We start from the raw sequence: 19,000 nt of genomic DNA, 5'->3' as shown, positions 1-19,000 counted from the left end.
CACGCTCTGTCAGGGGTGAGAGCGATCTGATCCTGTTTCCCGCCGAAAGTTCGATCTATTCAACAAAGCCCACTATCACCCAAGAAATCATCTGTTTGTGCCAAAATAAACCGCTTTAAAAACTGCTCAATGCGAATATTCAGTTTAAAAAGAGGTATGGTTACGCCGTCTTGTTTTTCAAAGTAGACCTTGGCTTTTGCTTTATCTACCGATTCTTTTAGTGCGTCAAAGCGACCAAAGTCGTTGAGATTCTTATCATTAACACTATCAGCCATTAATGCTATGAGGAGTCCTTTATCTAAACCAAGAGCATTAACAACGGCGTTTAATTGTGCATTTTCAGCATTATCTTTGTAGGTGTTGATGTAGTCTCTAAAAGTATAGCCTTCAAGTAACTGCGCATCGCCGCGCTGCAAGTCGTGCAAGAAGAGCTTGGCGTACTTTTGCTCGCTTTGGGTGAGCGATGCAAACGACTTGTGCAGCTCATTTAAGGTGGTTTCAATGCTCGCAGAGTCTTGATGTTTGTTCAGCTCTTTTAAAAATTTATCAAAGCGGCTGTTCATATAGTCGGCATCGATTTTTCCAGTATCTATTTCAGTTAAATAGCCACTGATATCAAAAGGCACATCGCCGCCCCCGCGCCACCGCCATCACCTTTGCCTACCAATTCTTTATAGCGCAGGGCTAGGCTCAGGTAAGTTTGTTCGTCTATAGCCAGCGTTACCTCATGTTCTACATCATTTTCAGTAAAGGAATAGACCGACTGTTCCCAATGTAAACCTTGTACTTTAGCCGCTTCGAGATGCTGGCTAAAGGTGTTAAATAATTTGGCGAATTGGGCACTGTCTTCTATATCTTCTGGCAGTTTTTCAAAGTTCTCAACACCTGCGCTGACAAACAGTTCGGTGATTTCAGCCACTAATTCATTTATGGCTTTAAGATTGCTTTCTAACTTATCTACGAAGAGGCCGATAGGCTTGTCGCCGGAATAGAGTTTTACCGCAGCGTTAATGTGCTGCTCCATGGTGTGCGGATAGCGATAATAGCGGATAATCCCGTGGGGTTTGTCCGGCCCAAACAAGCGATTGGTGCGTGAAAACGCCTGAATAATATTTTGGTATTTAATTACCTTGTCTAAATACAAGGTGTTAAGCCATTTAGAGTCAAAGCCAGTGAGCATTTGATCCACCACAATCAGTAAATCTAATTGCTTTGAAGGCTCGGTATGAATGCGCTCGTAAGGCTTTTTATGGGCAAGCCGAGCCGCTAAATCTTTTTTAAAGGCTGCATGGCGGGCAAAATCAAAATCCTGGCCATAACGCGCGTTATAGTCGGCCATAATTTCTTCCAGGCCATCGCCTTTAAAGGTGGGGCCACGGTCGCCACTGCCGTCGTTATCAATGTTCGGATCAAACAGGGCCGATACTTTAAGTTCAGGTTTGGCGGCTTTTAAATGACGGTAATAGTCAATGGCTTCGGCAATGCTATTAGTGGCCAAAATGGCGTGGAATTTATTGCCTTGGCTGAGCACATCCCATTTATACAGAATATCTTCCACCACTTTGGCTTGGTGAGTTTCGCTTAAATATTGGCTTTTAGGCACATAATCTTCAATGCCTTTGTGGTATTTGCCAGTGGCATCTTTATAACCAACCATAGGCACATCATTCATAAAATGGTTAAACTTTTTCTTTTTGGCTGGGTTATCCATGGCCTCCATCACCGTGTTGGCTTTGGCTTGTTCTAACGCCACCGCTTGTCTTAGATCACTGTCTCTAAAAGTTGGAACTTTGTAAGGGTCAAAGCCCAGCACGTTGCCATCGCGTATGCCATCGGCGATGCTGTAACGGTGTAGCTCGTTGCCAAATACGGTACTGGTGGTATTGCCGTTTTTTTCGTTTTCTTCTTGAATTGGTGTACCGGTAAACCCAAAAAATAAGGCGCGCGGAAAGGTACGTTTAATAATAATCAGCATGTCGCCAAAGGTAGAGCGGTGTGCCTCATCGACAATAAACACCAAACGCTTAGCGCGAATTTTTTCAATATCTCCAGCGTTGGTGGCTACGCCTTCATCATTTACTGCTTCAAAAATATTACTCATTTTTTGAATGGAGCTAACAATTAAGGTATCGGCGGGATCGGTGCTTTTTAATTTGGTAATAAGCACGTGAGTATTTTCGGTGGCTTGAACGTCTTCACCATCGCCCGCAAAATTGCGGTATTCTGCGAGCGACTGAGTACCTAGCTCAATCCTGTCAATTAAAAAAATTACTTTATCGGCATCTTTGGATTGTGCGATCAACTGCGCCGATTTAAAGCTGGTCATGGTTTTACCCGAACCCGTGGTATGCCACACGTAACCCCCGAGGCGATCGGGATTATTGGCCGCGCTACCCAGTTGCTGCCAGTTGGTTTTGGCCACTTTGTCAGATATCGCATTGGCGGCGTAATACTGATAACTGCGCATCACTTTAAGCACGCCATCGGTATCGTCGGCAACGGTATAAAAGCCAATCAACTGGTGCGCCATCGGGATAGAAAGCAAGGTAGAGGCGATGTCTTTCCAGTAGTTCATGGGTTCGTTATTAAAATCGGCCCAGTTGAATTGATAGTCGGGGTTAAACTTGCCGTCTAGCCCTGGGTTGGAAAAGTATTTGGCCTCGTTGGGCTCCATAGCTACAAACACCTGGATGAGCGAAAATAGATCGCTAAATACGCCCTCTTTGCTGTACTTTTCAATTTGATTTACTGCCTGGCTAACGGGTATGCCGCTGCGCTTTAGTTCTACATGGATCACCGGCATGCCGTTAATCAGTAGCAGCACATCGCCACGGCGGTCATTACGCAAAGGGCTGCCGCGTTCAAATTTGGGTTGCTGCACAATTTGGTAACGGCTTTGTCCGGCGGCAATTTCCTGACGATCGTAGATTTTTAAGCTGACTTCTTTGCCCATATGCAAGGTATCTGTAGGGTTATCACGCTTAATGGCCACGGTTTTACCGTTGATTAAACCGTTGAGCTTGAGCGGGGTTTTAAGCTCTTTGATTTGCTCAATAATTTGCTGCATTTCAGTCGCGGTAAGCGGTACATCGTTCAAGCGATCCCGCTGGCGGTTGTTTTCAAACAAAATGTTTGCCCAGTTTTGTAGTAAATCGGCTTCGGTTTTGTTTTTGAGTATCTCCGACTCCCAACCTTTGTTGGTGAGTACCTCAATAAAGGCCTGCTCAAATTGCGCTTCGGTTTTAAAGGTGATCATGTGCACTCCCTATACAAACATTTTGCTCAAGCAGGCCTGCTTGATGTTATTGAGTTTGGTAATTTGTTGTTGGTGTTTGTTGATTAGGTAATCCAGCTTTCGAAAGTAGTTGCCTATAGCAGCCTGCTCGACCAAATCAGTGGGTATAGAAACGTTTAGATTAGCTAAAACTTTCTGACTTACCCCTTTAGCTGTCCTGTAAGTATCCCGCTAAACCGAACCATTCACTTTTAGAGATCTTCCGACATATTGAGCATGTTCCCTGAGGAGATCGTCATGCGTAAAGCCCGATTCACTGAACACCAGATCATTGCCGTTTTGAAGTCTGTCGAAGCTGGACGTACCGTCAAGGATGTCTGCCGCGAAGCCGGCATTTCCGAAGCCAGCTATTACAACTGGAAAGCGAAGTTTGGCGGTATGGAAGCCTCTGATATCAAAAAGATGAAAGATCTGGAGGACGAAAATCGTCGTCTCAAACAGATGTTTGCCGATCTGAGTCTTGAGTGTCGTGCTCTGAAAGATGTCATCGAAAAAAAGCTTTAAAACCAGCGATAAAGCGTGAGCTCGTCAGTTACCTGACCGCGCAGTTTACGATGAGCATACGCCAGGCATGCAGGACGTTATCGCTGAGCAGGACGGTGTATTTTTATCAGCCGGACACCTGTCGTGATGAACCTGATTTCATCCCACTCCCCACTAAATCCTTTAAAGCGGATTTCTGGTATGGTTTCGCCTTGTTTGGGGAACATTTTTTCCAGCATGGCTTTTTTAATATTGCTGAGCTTGTCATGCTTTTGTTGGTGTTGGTTGATCAGCGTGTCTAGCTTTTGGAAGTAGTTGCCGATGGCGATTTGTTCTTGTCTTTCAGGTGTACTAATTTCGGTGTCTAAGATATTTTTGTTGTAGAGTCGTTGGATAGTGCTGCCTTCTAGCCCACTCCATTTAACAATTGAATAAAAAACCTTTAAGAAAGTATTGTCTATATTTCCATCATGTTTTAGCCAAACAATATTTGAGTCCTGAAAGTATTGCTCTTCCCCTTTGTATTCAACAACGCGACCAATACTTCCAGAAGCTGACAGTAGGAGGTCTCCTGCAACTGGATATGGGTATTTTGCTTTATATTCATCAAATAAAACTTTACTAATAAAAGCATCAGGTTTCTTTCCAAACGTACCTATTTTAAAGAATGGAACGTCACCGTTTATGGTCGTTTGATGCTTAAAAATTCTTTTATTCATGGCGACAGAACCAAGATCACCCAACGTTAGGTTTTCCCACTCCCCACTAAACCCTTTAAAACGAACCTCTGGCACTTTCCTCTCTATACTCATCTTATTCACCCTTCAATAAGTTGGTGAGTTCAGCCAAGCCCTGTATATCAAACTCATTACCCGTGAGTTCATCCATCATCTGCGCCAGTTCTTGCTCAGTAGTTTGAATCTCATGGGCCACTTGCGAATAGGTGACGGCATATTTATCAGTAAGGGCTTGTACCTGACTGGTGAGCTGACTAATCACGGCGTTTGGCATGGCGGCGAGTTCGGTGTTTAACGGCGCAATCCATTTAAGGTGCAGCAGGTTGTTCACTTGTTCATCGGTTAAGGCTTCGATAGTTGTTTTGGTTTTTAAGTGCAGGGCAGTGGCGGCATCTTTGACCGTTTTTTTCAGGGCTTTTTCTTCATCGATTAATTTGTTTGCGCGAATGATTTTGGCTTCATGGCTTTCTTCTGCGAATTTAATTTTGCTGTCTTTTTGTTCTTTCAAGAAGGCTTTAGCAGCCTTGCTTAATTCGGCATTGGCAAAGCCGTCTTTGCTTTCTTTGACCGTATCGTGTTCTTTTTCTTCTTCACTTAGGGATTCTAAAATTTCTTCCAGCGTGCTGGCGATTTCTGCCAGGCGGGTTTCTTGAGCTGCCAGCGCCTGTAAGTCATCACTTAAGTAAGTTTGTTGCACTAAATCAAACGGCAGTAGGTGGCCTTTCCAGCCGTCTTGCACTTCGGTATCTTTACCGTCTTTCTTCTTGATGACGATATTAGGGTCAACTTGTCTGGTGGCGGCAAAGCCTTCGGTTTGCATCATTTCTAAATCGGCGCTGATAATTTGCCATTGGTTGTTTAGAAATTGGTAAGCCTGGTATTTGTCGATTAAGACAATGGGGGCTAAGCGGGTAAATAGCTCGGCACTCAATGCCGACTCTTGTTGGTTACGTTTTACGCTTTGCCAGTTTTGTATTAACTGGGTGTTTAAGTAGTTATCAAAGCCATTAAAGGCTTGGTTGTAGGCGCTGATAAACGCTAATACTTGCGGGTGCGCACTAATGCTGGCGTTAACGTCTTGTTTGGCAATGGCCAGATCACTGTAAGCGGCGGATTTTGGCGTAAACAGAGTGCCGTGTAATTGCGGGAAAGCTTGCCAAAAATTGTATAGCTCGGCAATTTCGCTGTTGGGGATGCCGCCGAGCATGGTGGCGTGTAAATCCCAGCTTGGTGTCGCCGCAGAGGAATCCACATAGCGCGGTATATTGAGGTTGTAGCCGTTGTCGACCAGGGTTTGTTTGCTTACCCGTTGCGAGAACTTGTCGATACTTTCGCGGTTAATCACCGCATCGGTAATACGCTTGATATCACTGGCTTGCAGTTTGTTGCTTTTGCCTTCTTTCATAAAGTGCTTGGAGGCATCGACCACCAATACATCGGTGTTTTGACGTTTTTGTTTGAGGATCAAAATCACCGTGGGAATGCCAGTGCCAAAAAAGATATTGGCCGGTAGTCCGATAACAGTATCAATGTGATTCTGCTCAATAAGTTGCTTGCGAATTTCACCTTCTTCACCACCACGGAATAAGACCCCATGGGGTAGTACAATAGCCATAATACCATCGGGTTTTAGGTGGTAGAGATCATGCAGCAAAAAAGCAAAATCGGCTTTGGTTTTAGGGGCTAAGCCAAAACGTGAATAGCGTGGATCACTGTCTTTAAAGCTGGGGTCCCAGTTTTGTGAGTAAGGCGGGTTGGACACCACGGCATCGACATGCAAGGCGTAGTACGAGCCTTGTGGATCGCTTTCATCAAAATACGGCCAATCAACACGATTGCGGCAGTTCCTGCCAACACTCCACTCAGCCACTTAAATGTCGGGGAGTGTAAGAAAGGTCCAAGGATAATAATTATCGCCAACGGGCCTAAGATAGTGATTAACAGTGCGTAGCCCGGTTCTTGCATCAGAAACAGAAAATTAACAGGTAAGGTCAGCATGACATGTCTCTTCAGAGATAATTGTAATAGTGGATGGAAATGATCACGCGTCATCTTCGCCAACATCAGGGCGGGAAGCACATTGATGCCACCGTTAAAGGCAGCGGAAAACAACGCGATAACTCATTTCATACTCGTTTACAGTGAGGGAAAGGAAAAAGAGAACGGAAACAACTGCTCGAAGTGGATAACAACCTGATGTTGTTTTACTTCAATGGGAACCGCGAGTATCAGCGCTATCGCCAGAGCGGTGCCGGCCAAAAAGTAACGAGCGCGGCCAAACACAACATCTAACTTTTTGCGGCGCTGAATATTGCCGATGGGGGCAATGCCAAATACACGATGCAGTTTGTCACGTGTGATCACCCATTCGTCACCACGACGCGCTGCGTTACCAATCAGCCGATAATTGGAGCCTTGTCTAATAATATATTCTCGCTCAATTTCGCGTCCACTACGTTGCTGTGCATTCGCCGATAACAGATGGAAATCCAGGTCAATGCCATCAACCAGCACGCTACCTGTACTGTCACGCAGCAGAAATGGATGGCAGCACTGCTCCTCATGAATTATTCGGTAATGCGTTCTCCCCTCACGGTCGCGCTTTTCTTCGCTAACACAGTGGTAGTAACCAATACAGCGCTCTTCGCTCAGTGGTGCCAACATCTGCTGTTGCGCCACCAATTTGCCTTCCAATTGAACCATGCCGGTCGTCATTGAACGCACTTTACTGCTGGGTAACCTTTCCTGAAAACGCATAAAACGGCTCTGCGCTGATGGCTGCACAACGCGGAAAATCACGATACCCATAAACGCGATAATGGCCAATACGCCGAAAAATGGAATCAGTATTAGCGCGATAAGCGTCAGACTATTCAGCACAATTTTCCACAACGGCGTACGTTTTGTCGTAATGGTAGTGATGTCTATTGTTGGACTGTGGGTAGCAACGTTGCGGGGGACGGCCTTTTCCTGTGGAGATTCAGGCGTACCCAGGTCATCATCCTTAGCGACATTCAGCAGTGCCGAAATGCCATAAAATAGCAGAGCGGGCACAACAATCAGTGAAATAATCCCAACAGGTGTTAAGAGCATATTGAAAAAAGCATCGCCAAAGATCAGATGACAAACTTTACCCGCAGCGATAAGCAGGATAGAGAGTATGACCGGTAACAGCAGAAAACCGGGGCCGTTAAAAAAGCGAGACAGATATTTAAGCCACATATTGGTACATCAACGCTCCTGTCGTTATTGGTTCGTCCTGAGTGGAAAAGGAGTTTCGGCAAATATGCTCCCAGCGTCTGGATGGTGCAATAAGAATTACAGCCAGTTACCCAATCGCCACACTTCCACCGCCGATAATAACACCGCCACAGCTAACGGTGTCTCCCGTACGTGCAGCGGGTTTGCCGTCAATAAAGACACTGGATGAACCACCGCTAATGATGCGGCTATGCCCGTGCGGAGCCAGAGGATCGCCTTGTCGAGCCAACGGTAGGCCGTCAACCTTAACGGTTGATGAACCCGCTGTGACAGGTGTAGGCGGATGGCTACCGTGCCCGGTATCGCTATCGCCTAATTTAACTGCGTTTCCCATGTGATAATCCTTAGTGTAAACAGCTATCAAATAACAGGAATAAATTTTCCATCAATGAAGGAAAAAATTGGTGAATACCCCCTAAGCCGCTTATTACCATTTTCATTTACTATGAAATAAATTAGAGGAGAAAAACTTGGGTCAGATTTATTTATAAATCGAACCATTCTATTATCATTCATCACTTCAACTTCATAATCATTCCAGTTGATATTGATCATTTTAAATTCATGGTTTTTTAAATCATCTACAAATGTATTACTTTTGTAAACATCATCAATACTATCTCCAGTAGTCATTGCCCATGCTTTCAAAGATTCATTAAGATATCTCTTTATTTCTATATCATTCTTTTCTGCTAGAAGGTACCAGAGATCGAGGTAAGCGATTTTTAGCGCCTGAATCTGTTCTGGCTTGCCTGTAAACGGGGTTGCTTTTGTCCATTTCCACTCAGGAATACCTTTAAGATAAACCTTCTGCGTAAACTGATAGAGTTCCATACCAGCAGGGAAATAGTTATCGATCAGATAATCCGAGGAGAGGTGTCCCATTTCAACCTGCTGAGCAGTGATTTTTTTTACAGTAGCTTTTTCAGCTTTAGCGTTGTCCGCTTCTCCACCTGATTGCGCATAAGGAATGCCGTCTTTACCGATAGCAATCGTGAGCAGGCTTAATGCCTTCGACTGTTCGCCTTTAAATGCAGTGAGGGCTACTTTGCACCCTGCATCTGGCTTAAATACTTTGCGTTCATCATCACCAATTGTTTCCTGTGAGAACCAATCCAGCGCCACGATTTCAACTGTAATTTCATTCTCTCCATTTTCCAACGCAAGCAATGCGTTAGTGCTGGATGTACCAAACCCTCTTCCAGCAACCGCTGAATCTCGGTTATCCATTCCAAGCACGCCGTTAGTCTTGATGGCGCAGAACGCCGAGTTAATATCGAATACACTACGGATTCTTAACGGTTCATTAGCTGCGTTGGCGGTAGACATCATGATTAGCCCGACAAAAACCACGTGCATACATTTACGCCATTTTTCCCTCATGATTTCTCCCTGATTTTATCGATAACTAATAAAAATGGCAGACTAATATTACTCATTTTTAGTATTACATATTATTTTAATGAATTAAAATTTAACGCACGCAATTCCGTTACCAGTAAGGATACTCATTACTAAACTTGTTATTGTCTCAACTAATCACATGACTATTCTTAGGCGTTAAATTAAAACACTGAAGTAAGTGGTTAACTTACTTCAGATACTGCATTTATTTCACTAAAATCAAATAACAGGAATAAATTTCCCATCGACAAAAGAGAATATGGGGGAGAAATACCCTACACTATTATCGCCATCATTATCTTTGAATGTATAAGAAAGAGGAGATATAGTAGGATCTGACTTATTAACAAATCGCACCATTCTACCTTTATTCATTACTTCAATTTTATAATCATTCCAATTAATAGAGCGCATTTTAAATGAACTACTTTTGGAATCGTTTTTGAAACTACGATCGTTATATATTTCGTCAGTAGAATTTCCGGTTGTGATTGCCCATGCTTGTAACGATTCATTAAGATATTTTTTTATTTCCACATCATTTTTTTCAGCAAGAATGTGCCAGAGATCGAGATAAGAAATTTTTAATGATTGAATTTGCTCGGTTTTTCCAGTGAATGGAGTTGCTTTTACCCATTTCCACTCTGGGAGATTTTTAAGATGGACTTTTTTAGTAAATTGATAGAGCTCCATCTCTGCTGGGAAATAGTTATCGATCAAATAATTGGAAGGAAAATGCCCCATTTCAACCTGCTGTGCAGGAATTTTCCTTACTGACACTTCTTTAGTTTCAGCTTCGTTCGTTTTTTCGCTTGGTTGCGCATAGGGAACTCCGTCTTGACCGATAGCGATGGTGAGCTGACTCAGTACCTTCGATTGCTCTCCTTTAAATGCGGTTAAGGCCACTTTACAAATCGCATCAGGTTCAAACGCTCTGCGTTCATTATCACCAATAGTTTCTTGTGAAAACCAGCCCAGCGCCCCGATTTCAGCGGTAATCTCATTCTCTCCATTTTCCAAAAATAACAACGCATTGGTACTGGATGTACCAAACCCTCTTCCTGCAACCGCTGAATCTCGGTTATCCATCCCAAGTACGCCGTTGGTTTTGATGGCACAAAACGCTGAGTTAATATCAAATACGCTGCGGATCCTTAACGGCTCATTAGCGGCATTGGCGGTAGACATCATCATCACTCCTGACAGTATTAGGCATTTCCATTGAAAAAATTTCCTGACCATTTTCTTTCCTTGTGTTCCTAACGTTTCGGATTGGAGCCCATCGCCCAGGGCTCCTGACTCGTTTTTTCCGCTTTATTGTATTTGGGGTTGGATCCCATTGCCCACGGCTGAGCGGGTATCACTTCCGGCTTAGTAATGACCCTCTCTTTACCAAACAAATTAATCCTCATCGCAGACTCATCCGCTTTTAGTGGCCCAGCCAGTTCTGTTGTTGATGTGTATGAATAACTTCTATTCAAGCTATTCTTCTCTTTACGAGAACCATCTTCTTTAACATCCGCCATTAATGCCACTTCGGCCTTGATACCATCGTGATATCCCACCAAATCAATACCATCATCATGTGGATCAAGCTTCATCCCTGCTTCTGTTTTGAGTACACCTAGAGCCTTTAGTGCAATTTCTAAAAAGAGTACTTTTGTTTCAAACGATTGGCTGACAACCCCTTCCAGCACAAAAGCCAGCTTGTTGTTGTCGTCCTCTGGTGTGAAGGTCCATTGCGCTTGTTTATAGGCCGCACCGACAGAAAAGTGCAGCTCTGCCGTCAATTTTATATAGCACTCAAAGGAACTGCCTCCCTTCGCGATATATTCCCGGCACTTCGCGGCAATACGCTCCACTTTGCAATAGGCCGCCAGAAGCTGTATCAGGTCTATTTTCATACTCATGCTAAGGAAGGGCGCCGCGTAAAGCCCCATAAAATGCGTGGCATCATCAACACTGTCCTTGCACTGATACGCGTAGGACACCCCCAGATTAATCGGCTCAACGGAGAAATCAAAGAGGCGATACTCGCGCGTTCCCTTTTTTTCGGGATCGGGCAGGAGATATTTGTTGATATTCGATAAAAACCGCTCCACTTTGCCGATCTGTTCCAGCGTCTTGACCGTTTTGACTTTATTACGGGTCAATTCGGCAAACTTAGCCGAATATTCCGTACCGCCGATTTTCAGCCCATACTCAATATTCAGCTTCTGCTCCTGCGTGATTTGAAACTGATCGGTCTGCAATGTCCAGCCACTCCGCAGTTTATTGCCATTTTTAGGCTGGGTATTCTCCATCTTTTTTCTGGCAGCCGCCTGTTCATCCCGCCGCTCTTTCCAGGTGCGTTCTTTTCCCCTTAGCTCATAGCTGAAACCGATGACAGCCCGTAGCTCCACTTCAGGATAAACATCTATTTGTGCATAACTCGCTTTACCCGTGCAGCCCTGCGTAATCAACTGATAACGATGGGGGGCGGCAATGGCATCAGAAGGCAAGTGAATACGATTGAAATAGGACCATATCGGATCGACGGGCAAATCAGCCTGATCGCTATCTGCGGGTTTCTTGTAATAGAGCGTGATGGGGTTTGGTGCCCCATTCTTTAGCGCAATTTTCTCATTTCCACTTTCCAGCGTGGCCTGCGGGCAGGTGGGTTTCTCGCACTTCCCTTCTATTTTTATCGTTCCCTGACTGCCGGTTCCATCATCCAGGACTTTGAGATGAATATTCTGTTCAACAGGCCAGACATGGGTTTTCTCATCAAATGCATCAAGTGTTATTTCATAGGTACAGGGATCGGGATGATTACAGGTTGCGCAGGCATTGCCCGCTGCAAGTGAGATTTTTCCTTCAGACATGCGCTTTTCCTTTAGCGGGGAATATATCCCAGTGTATCTTTAAGCAAGCGTTCAACCCGGTAATGGGCGGGAAAGCTTTCATTACTTAATAAGTCCTGCCATAGCACAGGGAGTTTTTTTATTGAATACATCTCTTTTTCTATCAATAAATGCAGTAATCCGCGAATAGCGCGATCGTCTTCAATACCTTTTGCCTTACAAAAATGATAACACTCGCTCACAGACTCGTTGACTGTTAAGCGCTCAGGGCTATCTTTTAAGCCGTTATAAATGTCCTCCGTCTGGCTCATTTTCCATTCGGGAACATACGGTGCACTATGTTGTATTTTTTCTGCGTACTGAGTAATCGTCTTAGCCGCTAACCCCTCAATGTATTTCACTTCTGCATACTGATTCAGTAAATCAAGCTGTGGCTGGCTGATTCTGAACAATTTCATTCGGCTTTTAGCCGTTGGCGGAAACTGGGCTCGGATGGGCTGAAAATGTTCTTCCCGAATGGTTCTATTATGGACCGTCATCATCTTTTCAATCGGTCCCATAAAACAATGCAATTCCCATTCACTCAGAACATGGCATAAGTTCCAGATATTTCGCGGATCGTAAAAGCGGAAAAACACGGGTTTATCTTCTGAGGGCAAAAGAACCTGTAAATATTTACGTAGATGGTGGCGTAAATCCTTCATGCTCACCGACGTAAATAGATAGATCCCCCACGCCGAGGTTTTATTCACCAGCCAGGATGAAACCTCATGCGTGACTTCAACTAAATAGGGAGCCAGCGGGACTAACTCCTGCTGTAAGGGCTCTGCATATAAGCAACAATGCGGCGGGTCGTGTTCAGCCAAAAAATCCAGTAGTCCTTCTTCAATTGAGCCATCTATAACGGCATATTGCACAGTCTCACTCACGGTTTTCTTTCTCCTTTGCCGGGCAGTGCGCCACAAACAGCGTCCCTGCGGCAGCAGCCGCTTTCAATATCGCCGGATCGGCAGGGAGTGCCACATCGCCGGGGCTGCCACCTGAGTTCAGATTGATGGCCGGCCCTTTGATGTCGACCCCACCGGAGTGGATAACCACAAAGCTGCCCCCAACCCTGAGCGTTAATTTGCTGCCGCTTTGCAGCGTCAGATCGCCGTTGCTGTCTACGCTGAATACGCCGCTGATTTTCTGCGTCAGATCGCCCTTAACCTGTATGCCCCGATCGCCTTCGGTCAGCGATAAATGGTTGCCTGTGGTTTTGTGATCCTGATTGCCTTCTACCGTGACTTTACGATCGTTGGCGACCACCAGTTCTTCATCATGTCCGATGCTTGTTGTGCGGTTATAGTCCACGCGCTCATCTTTGGAATTGAGCACCCGCACTGCCATATTTTTCTGGGCGTGGAGGAAGATCTCTTCGTTGTCGGTCGCATCCTCAAAGCTGAGTTCGTTAAATCCTTTGCCTTTATGGGTTTGGGAGCGAAGCGTGGTACGCGTTTTGTTAGCGGGCAGCGGATAGGGGGACGGATTGGTGACGTGAAAAGTACGCCCGGTCACAATCGGCTGATCCGGATCGCCTTCAAGGAAACTGACAATCACTTCATGGCCGATACGCGGAATGGCGATCATGCCGTACTGGCCGCCCGCCCAGCCCTGGCTGACGCGCACCCAGCACGAGCTCTGGTCGTTGCTCGCACCGTAGCGATCCCACGGGAATTGCAGTTTCACCCGACCGTACTGGTCACAGTAAATTTCTTCCCCCGTCGGGCCGACGACGGTGGCGATTTGCGGGCCGTCCACCATCGGTTTGTACGGCATCGCGGCACGCCACGTCGTCGTGCCTTTCACCACCGTGAAGCTGTTGCTCATGGTGGTCGGTTCGCCGCCGCTTTCCTCTTCCAGCGCCTGCGGCTGCTGCCCGACGTGCGTCACGCTCACCGTCTGCCATACCGCATTCAGCGTCGCATTCGGGTGCTCCGTCAGAGTAAAGGTATTGCCCGGCATCAGCCCTGCGCAGTTGGATTCCCCTTCGCTTGTCACCGCCCCTGAACGCAGCGCATCCAGCCGGTAACCGCTGAACGCCTTGCCGCTCGGGTCTTGCTTATAGCGCCCCGGATAGTCGTAGTGCTGATAGCTTTCTCGCTGGTGCGCCAGCTCGCCGCTCATCTTCTTGTGTGACAGCCCGTAAGCCGGTGTCTTGAAGCTGTAATCCTTCAACTCCACGTCCGAGGTACTCACCCGCTCCGCGTAGTGGAAGCGCCGGACATAGTCGCCCTCACTTAATCCCTGATTGGCGAGGTTGAAGAACAGCTCGGGGCCTTTGGTTAGCGCGCCCGCATCATCGGCAAATACCACGCGGTGTTTACCCTCTTCGTATTCGTGGAAGAAATACATTCCCTCTTCCGCCGCCAGACGGGTGATAAACGCCAAATCACTTTCCCGATACTGTACGCAGTATTCCCGCACCGCGTGCTCGTTGCGTAGTGCAAAGGCGTAATCGGTAATGCCCGCTTCTTCCAGCAGCGCACCAATAATCGCGTCCGGTTTCTGTGCCTGAAAAATACGGGCATTGGTGCGCAGCCCCAGTCGCCACAGCGCCGGACGGACTTCTATCTGATAGCGCGTGCGCCGAAAACCGGTGTCACCCTGTGTGAAGCCACTGATAATCCCGCTGACCCGACGTTTCAGTTCGCCCTCGTACCAAATCATCAGCTCGCACGGCTGGTCCAGCACCGCGCCGAAATCCACATCCGGCAACGCGCTCGCCAGACTCAGCGACAGGCTGAAAGGCCGATTCAGCCCTTCATCCAGCCTGAAATCCACCACCGCAAAGGTGCCTGCCTCCAACGCGCCGACCTTTACGGTGAACTGTAATCCTGTACTGTTTGCCACCCGTCCTCTCCTTCTTCCTTCGCCGTTGCCATGGCTACCGCACGCCTCGGGGTTTCCCGGAGCGGCACGTCGCTATCCTGATTAAAATAAAAACCTGAGCTGTGGTCTGAGTCTGCTCACGCCACAGTTCATGTTGATAAAGCATCATGTTGAGAAAAACGCAGAAAACCCGGGACAAACCCGGGTTCGGTAGGAATTACGCTTCGACCGGTGTACGCCAGTCATCGGAACCAGAAGTCCCGGCAACGGTGTGTTCCCAGTCGATTTTGCGATAAGCCAGCGACACTTCGATTAACTGGGTGTAGTCCAGTTTGGATGGATCCTGGCAGTGTGGCATTTTGCAGTCGATATCAACGATAGTGGCATCGGTCAGGATGGTAGAGAAGAAGTGTTCTTGCTTACCTTCAACAGAGGTGCGGTACCATTTCAGGGTCACGGTCGGCAGCATTTCGCCAGACGCCAAGGCGTTGTACATCAGCGGAACAGCTTTGTTCAGCGCGACGGTGAATTTGAACGGTTTGTGCACACGTTGGCCGGACGGCTGACCAGACTGTGGGTCGGTCGGTACGGTGACGATGTGTTTGAATTCCTGTACCAGCATTTCGTCTTCGTGGCCTTCCACATAGATGTTGCCGACAGAATCAGAGGTGAAAGCACCCGCGGTAATGTTGCCCTGCGTTTTACCTTCGATGCTGATATAGCATGGAGTTGGCATAGTCTTGCTCCTTGTTGTTAAACGAGTTGAATAGCTTCACCGTCTGTATATCAATACCCATGCCAAAAATTATCTTTATGTTTTATAAAGAGATTTATCTAACTCAAATTTTCCCTAAGCCAAATTTGAGCAAAAAGTTGCGCAGACCTCGCGAAAAAACGGCATCCATTGCGCAAAAAGTGATTTGCACCAGAAAGTGAGCAAGAAATTGCGCAAAATGCGCAGTTATTCTGAAAGTTTGAGTTAGGGGTGTGATGTTGCCGCCTATTTTAAAGATATGGACGGGTAGGACATCCTCATAAATTTATCAATATCAGGTAGGCTAATGGAACGGCATTGTGGTCCAAATCGGCCGAGAAGGGTTGAAAGACGGATATATGGCGACATGTGCTCGCAAAATCAGTGGGATTCAAGCCTCCTGTTGTTCTCAGGATGTTACCTCACGCCACCTTATCAACGTAGATAACCCTGTGATGCTCGGCGTCAGCGATACTTTGCATATGTGAGATTCTGGCGATGAGTAAAAAGGTGAGCAGATCCTTTATTCCATATTTTCTGTAGATATTATTTTTCATGTTGTTGGCGGTTTTATGGGTTATCGCCATCTTCTTTGCGATGGTTTTTATTGCTATTCCGTCCAGCCAATAGCCGAAGAATATTTTCTCATTCGGTGATAACGATATCGCCTTGCCTTTTATTTCTCTGAACGATGACAGGGCAGAGATCACTTTTTTAATCGTGTTCATCGATGTGTGTTTTGATAACAGTAGTACCTTTTTAGCCACCATTACAGGCGCATGTTTGCGATTGTTCAGAATAATAATGAATGTCCGTTGACGATCGGTAATGATGCGAGTTAATAGCGCCATGTCGATACCGTGCTCGATATCCACAATGGTGATTGGCTCATTGCCGCCATCCATACTTTCCAGAAAGGTAAACGCCGCTGTAGTGAAGGGACAGCGGCTAAATATCTCAATGCTCATGGCGATAGTGATTCAGTAGAAAAATAGCAAAGTGATGTACTTGGCGGCGCATCATCCCTGTAACAGCTTTAATACGTTTCCTGACTGCTGATTGGCTTGCGACAAGACGGACAAAGAAGCTTGTTGCAGGATCTGGGATTTTGTCATCGCGGAAACCTCAATGGCGTAATCCGCATCCAATATGCGTGAGCGGGCGGCAGTGGTGGCAACCTTCTCCTGTGACAGCACGGTAGTGACGGATTCAAAGCGGTTCATCTTGCTACCGTATTCACTGCGGTAACCGTCCAGCGTTTTCAGTGCGTTATCGAACGTGGCTACTGCCGCACTGGCCTGTTTTGGTGTACTTAGCGTCACAGAGGAAAGCCCCAGTGACTGGCTGTCGGCGGGCGTTGGGTTGATAGTGACCGTTTGCAATTCATCACCGAAACTCGCCCCGATGACAAATGTCGTTTCTTTGCTGATCGGTACTGAAGGCGGCAGTGGCGGTGCAGGCTCCGTGGGTGTGGGAAGTTCATCCCAGCTTGCGCTGCTAGTAAATACGCCGCTGCCAACGACAATGACAATCAGATCTTCCGTTACCTCATCAATGTGAATCTTTTCCAGCCGGTTTGCTGCCCCCACATTTCCATCGTTAAATCCCCCGGTGTTGGCATCTTCAAAGCGGTCGCCATCACCGCTGTAGGTGATGGTCATGCCCTGATAAGTGGTCTGTGCCCCTGTATTGATATTGTATTCCCCGGCTTGCAGCAGCGAATCTGCCGAGTAGGTGGCTCCAGGTAAAAAGCCGTTATCTTGCGTAATCACGGCGGTATTCATGGTGCTTTCATCTGTCACACCGTTTGCTGACCAGACGATATCGGCGTCTGTGCCTTCTGAGGGCGTACCGGCCAGATGCCTGCCATCTCGCGCGAATAGCTGGATATCGTCATCGGCGCTTAATGAGTCGATGGTGATGGTGATATTTTTTGCGCCAGCAGGAATGTAAGCCAGCGAAACCACGCCAGAAGGGAATTGATACTGGGTATTGGCATTGGGAAATTTTTCTGCCAGCGGCAGGGTGTCGCCCAGCTTGACCGGCTGAGGGCCCGGCTCAGTCGGTGCCAGCGGATAGCGACCAAAGATTTGTGTCGACGAGGCGATGCGGTCGATTTCTTCCCTAATTTGCTGGTATTCACCGTTTAGGCTGGCCTGATCGGTATCGGACAGCGTTTCGTTTGCCGCCTGCACCGCGAGTTGTCTGCCGCGTTGTATCAAGTTATTGATGGCACTGAGCCCGCTCTCGGCCGTTTGCATCAGGCTGAGACCGTCTTTCATTCCGTTGGCGATGACGCTGTTGGCATTCAGATTGGCAGTCATTCGGTTGGCAATAGCCTGACCAGCGGCATCATCTTTCGCACTATTAATACGTATACCCGATGAAAGTCGTTCAATCGTCTGGCTCAATCGGGTGGCCGATTTACCCTGTTGATTCAGTATCGTTAAATGAAGAGAGGTAATCGGGGTCATTGTGCACCAGTCCTGATTTGGCAAAACAACGGGATGATTTTTATCTGCTGATTATTGATTTACCCGATAACAGGCAATAGCCAGCCATTCCCGAGTATGGGAATAAAGAACAGATAAAACATTACGTTATGGTTATTCTCGGCAATAGCTTATCGACGGCGGCGATCAAAAGATAATCGTTTTGATAGATCGATGCGATAGTATCGATCGGCGTTACCGATCAAAAACACTCTGAATCAGGGTTCACGTAACGGCATGAAAATTAAACGGGTTGGTGGTCTGCCCTGTAATCAAAGCAGGCGAAGAAGATATATTCTCAACGGGGATTTTTTGAGGGAATTTGTGGCTGGCATTCTGGCGGAGAACAGAAATGCTCAGTGCCACATAGTAGGGGCGCGATGATTTGATACCGTTAAGGAACGGCGACATATACTGACGCTACTATTGGTAAGTCTTTATCTATCTAATTTTTCGACATAAAAATTTATCTTTTATCACGCCATCAAAGAAACGGCCTTTAGAGACGACAGCGTCAGAAATGAATTTTTTATAGATAGACTCAGGCACGCCAACATATTGATAGATATCTTTATTATAAAACTCTATCTCAAGGTTGTGCGTCTTTGGATCGTACCCAATGGAATAAATTCGTGACGATGAAACCTGCTGTCGCTGCAATGCTCGTTCCTCCCTTGTACAAAACAAGATCAAATTATAAAAAGATTTGCTGCATGACATATTGTCGACAATCATGCTTATTTATTGAATATGTATCAAATTTGGGGCGGGTTGGTTAGTAAAATCGTTGGTTTATCGTTTTCATGCTGTGAATTTGTTCAATGAGGAGAACTTCATCTGTTTAGCTAGAGGAATGATGC

General features: G+C 46.5%; 14 protein-coding genes and 2 pseudogenes. 1 reads left to right on the top strand and 15 read right to left on the bottom strand.

What is annotated here, in order from left to right; genetic code table 11:
* Nucleotides 1-59 precede the first annotated feature (59 nt).
* A complete protein-coding gene (locus KKH3_RS22600; protein WP_268807953.1) occupies nt 60-626 on the bottom strand; it encodes a type I restriction endonuclease subunit R, EcoR124 family in 567 nt (188 codons plus the stop codon).
* Nucleotides 599-3,256, bottom strand: coding sequence for a type I restriction endonuclease subunit R (locus KKH3_RS12240; RefSeq protein WP_268807954.1), 2,658 nt, complete (start codon nt 3,254-3,256; stop codon nt 599-601). Before KKH3_RS12240 ends, KKH3_RS22600 begins: the two co-directional genes overlap by 28 nt.
* Before the next feature lie 276 nt (nt 3,257-3,532).
* Here KKH3_RS12240 and KKH3_RS12235 point away from each other — a divergent pair.
* Nucleotides 3,533-3,948, top strand: a pseudogene (locus tag KKH3_RS12235) (transposase); the annotation flags it as partial.
* On the opposite strand, the gene KKH3_RS12230 reads toward KKH3_RS12235, so the two are convergent.
* From KKH3_RS12230 to KKH3_RS12170, 13 genes and pseudogenes are all read right to left on the bottom strand, one after another.
* Nucleotides 3,877-4,590 (bottom strand): restriction endonuclease subunit S, encoded by a 714-nt coding sequence (locus KKH3_RS12230; protein WP_052201333.1) that lies wholly within the window; start codon nt 4,588-4,590, stop codon nt 3,877-3,879. The pseudogene KKH3_RS12235 and the gene KKH3_RS12230 overlap by 72 nt on opposite strands.
* 1 nt (nt 4,591) lies before the next feature.
* A pseudogene (locus KKH3_RS12225) lies at nt 4,592-6,343 on the bottom strand (N-6 DNA methylase); the annotation flags it as partial.
* Between the two features lie 308 nt (nt 6,344-6,651).
* Nucleotides 6,652-7,737, bottom strand: a complete 1,086-nt coding sequence (locus tag KKH3_RS12220) for a hypothetical protein (RefSeq protein WP_039359934.1) — start codon at nt 7,735-7,737, stop codon at nt 6,652-6,654.
* Nucleotides 7,738-7,843: 106 nt separating this feature from the next.
* A complete protein-coding gene (locus KKH3_RS12215; protein WP_039359931.1) occupies nt 7,844-8,110 on the bottom strand; it encodes a type VI secretion system PAAR protein in 267 nt (88 codons plus the stop codon).
* A gap of 26 nt (nt 8,111-8,136) precedes the next feature.
* Entirely contained in the window at nt 8,137-9,159 is a 1,023-nt protein-coding gene (locus KKH3_RS12210; RefSeq protein WP_039359928.1) for a hypothetical protein, read from the bottom strand.
* 240 nt (nt 9,160-9,399) lie between these two features.
* Nucleotides 9,400-10,368, bottom strand: a complete 969-nt coding sequence (locus KKH3_RS12205; RefSeq protein WP_234991580.1) for a hypothetical protein — start codon at nt 10,366-10,368, stop codon at nt 9,400-9,402.
* Between the two features lie 71 nt (nt 10,369-10,439).
* A complete protein-coding gene (locus KKH3_RS12200; protein ID WP_072034529.1) occupies nt 10,440-12,044 on the bottom strand; it encodes a hypothetical protein in 1,605 nt (534 codons plus the stop codon).
* A gap of 11 nt (nt 12,045-12,055) precedes the next feature.
* Nucleotides 12,056-12,952: a DUF4123 domain-containing protein gene (locus KKH3_RS12195; protein ID WP_039359924.1), complete on the bottom strand. Its 897-nt coding sequence runs from the start codon at nt 12,950-12,952 to the stop codon at nt 12,056-12,058.
* Nucleotides 12,945-14,915, bottom strand: coding sequence for a type VI secretion system Vgr family protein (locus KKH3_RS12190; RefSeq protein ID WP_039359921.1), 1,971 nt, complete (start codon nt 14,913-14,915; stop codon nt 12,945-12,947). The genes KKH3_RS12195 and KKH3_RS12190 overlap by 8 nt, the downstream gene beginning before the upstream one ends.
* Before the next feature lie 196 nt (nt 14,916-15,111).
* On the bottom strand, nt 15,112-15,630 hold the full coding sequence (locus KKH3_RS12185; RefSeq protein ID WP_039359918.1) for an Hcp family type VI secretion system effector: 519 nt from the start codon (nt 15,628-15,630) through the stop codon (nt 15,112-15,114).
* Nucleotides 15,631-16,070: 440 nt separating this feature from the next.
* Nucleotides 16,071-16,616, bottom strand: a complete 546-nt coding sequence (locus KKH3_RS12180; protein WP_039359916.1) for a helix-turn-helix transcriptional regulator — start codon at nt 16,614-16,616, stop codon at nt 16,071-16,073.
* Between the two features lie 51 nt (nt 16,617-16,667).
* A complete protein-coding gene (locus KKH3_RS12175) occupies nt 16,668-18,122 on the bottom strand; it encodes a flagellin N-terminal helical domain-containing protein (protein WP_039359914.1) in 1,455 nt (484 codons plus the stop codon).
* 459 nt (nt 18,123-18,581) lie between these two features.
* Nucleotides 18,582-18,800 carry a KTSC domain-containing protein gene (locus KKH3_RS12170; protein WP_039359912.1) on the bottom strand — a complete coding sequence of 73 codons (219 nt, stop codon included), beginning with the start codon at nt 18,798-18,800 and terminating at the stop codon, nt 18,582-18,584.
* Between the last annotated feature and the right edge of the window lie 200 nt (nt 18,801-19,000).

Source organism: Pectobacterium actinidiae, from assembly GCF_000803315.1.
In the GTDB taxonomy this organism is placed as follows: Bacteria; Pseudomonadota; Gammaproteobacteria; order Enterobacterales; family Enterobacteriaceae; genus Pectobacterium; species Pectobacterium actinidiae.
This window is presented reverse-complemented; position numbering and strand designations above follow the sequence as displayed.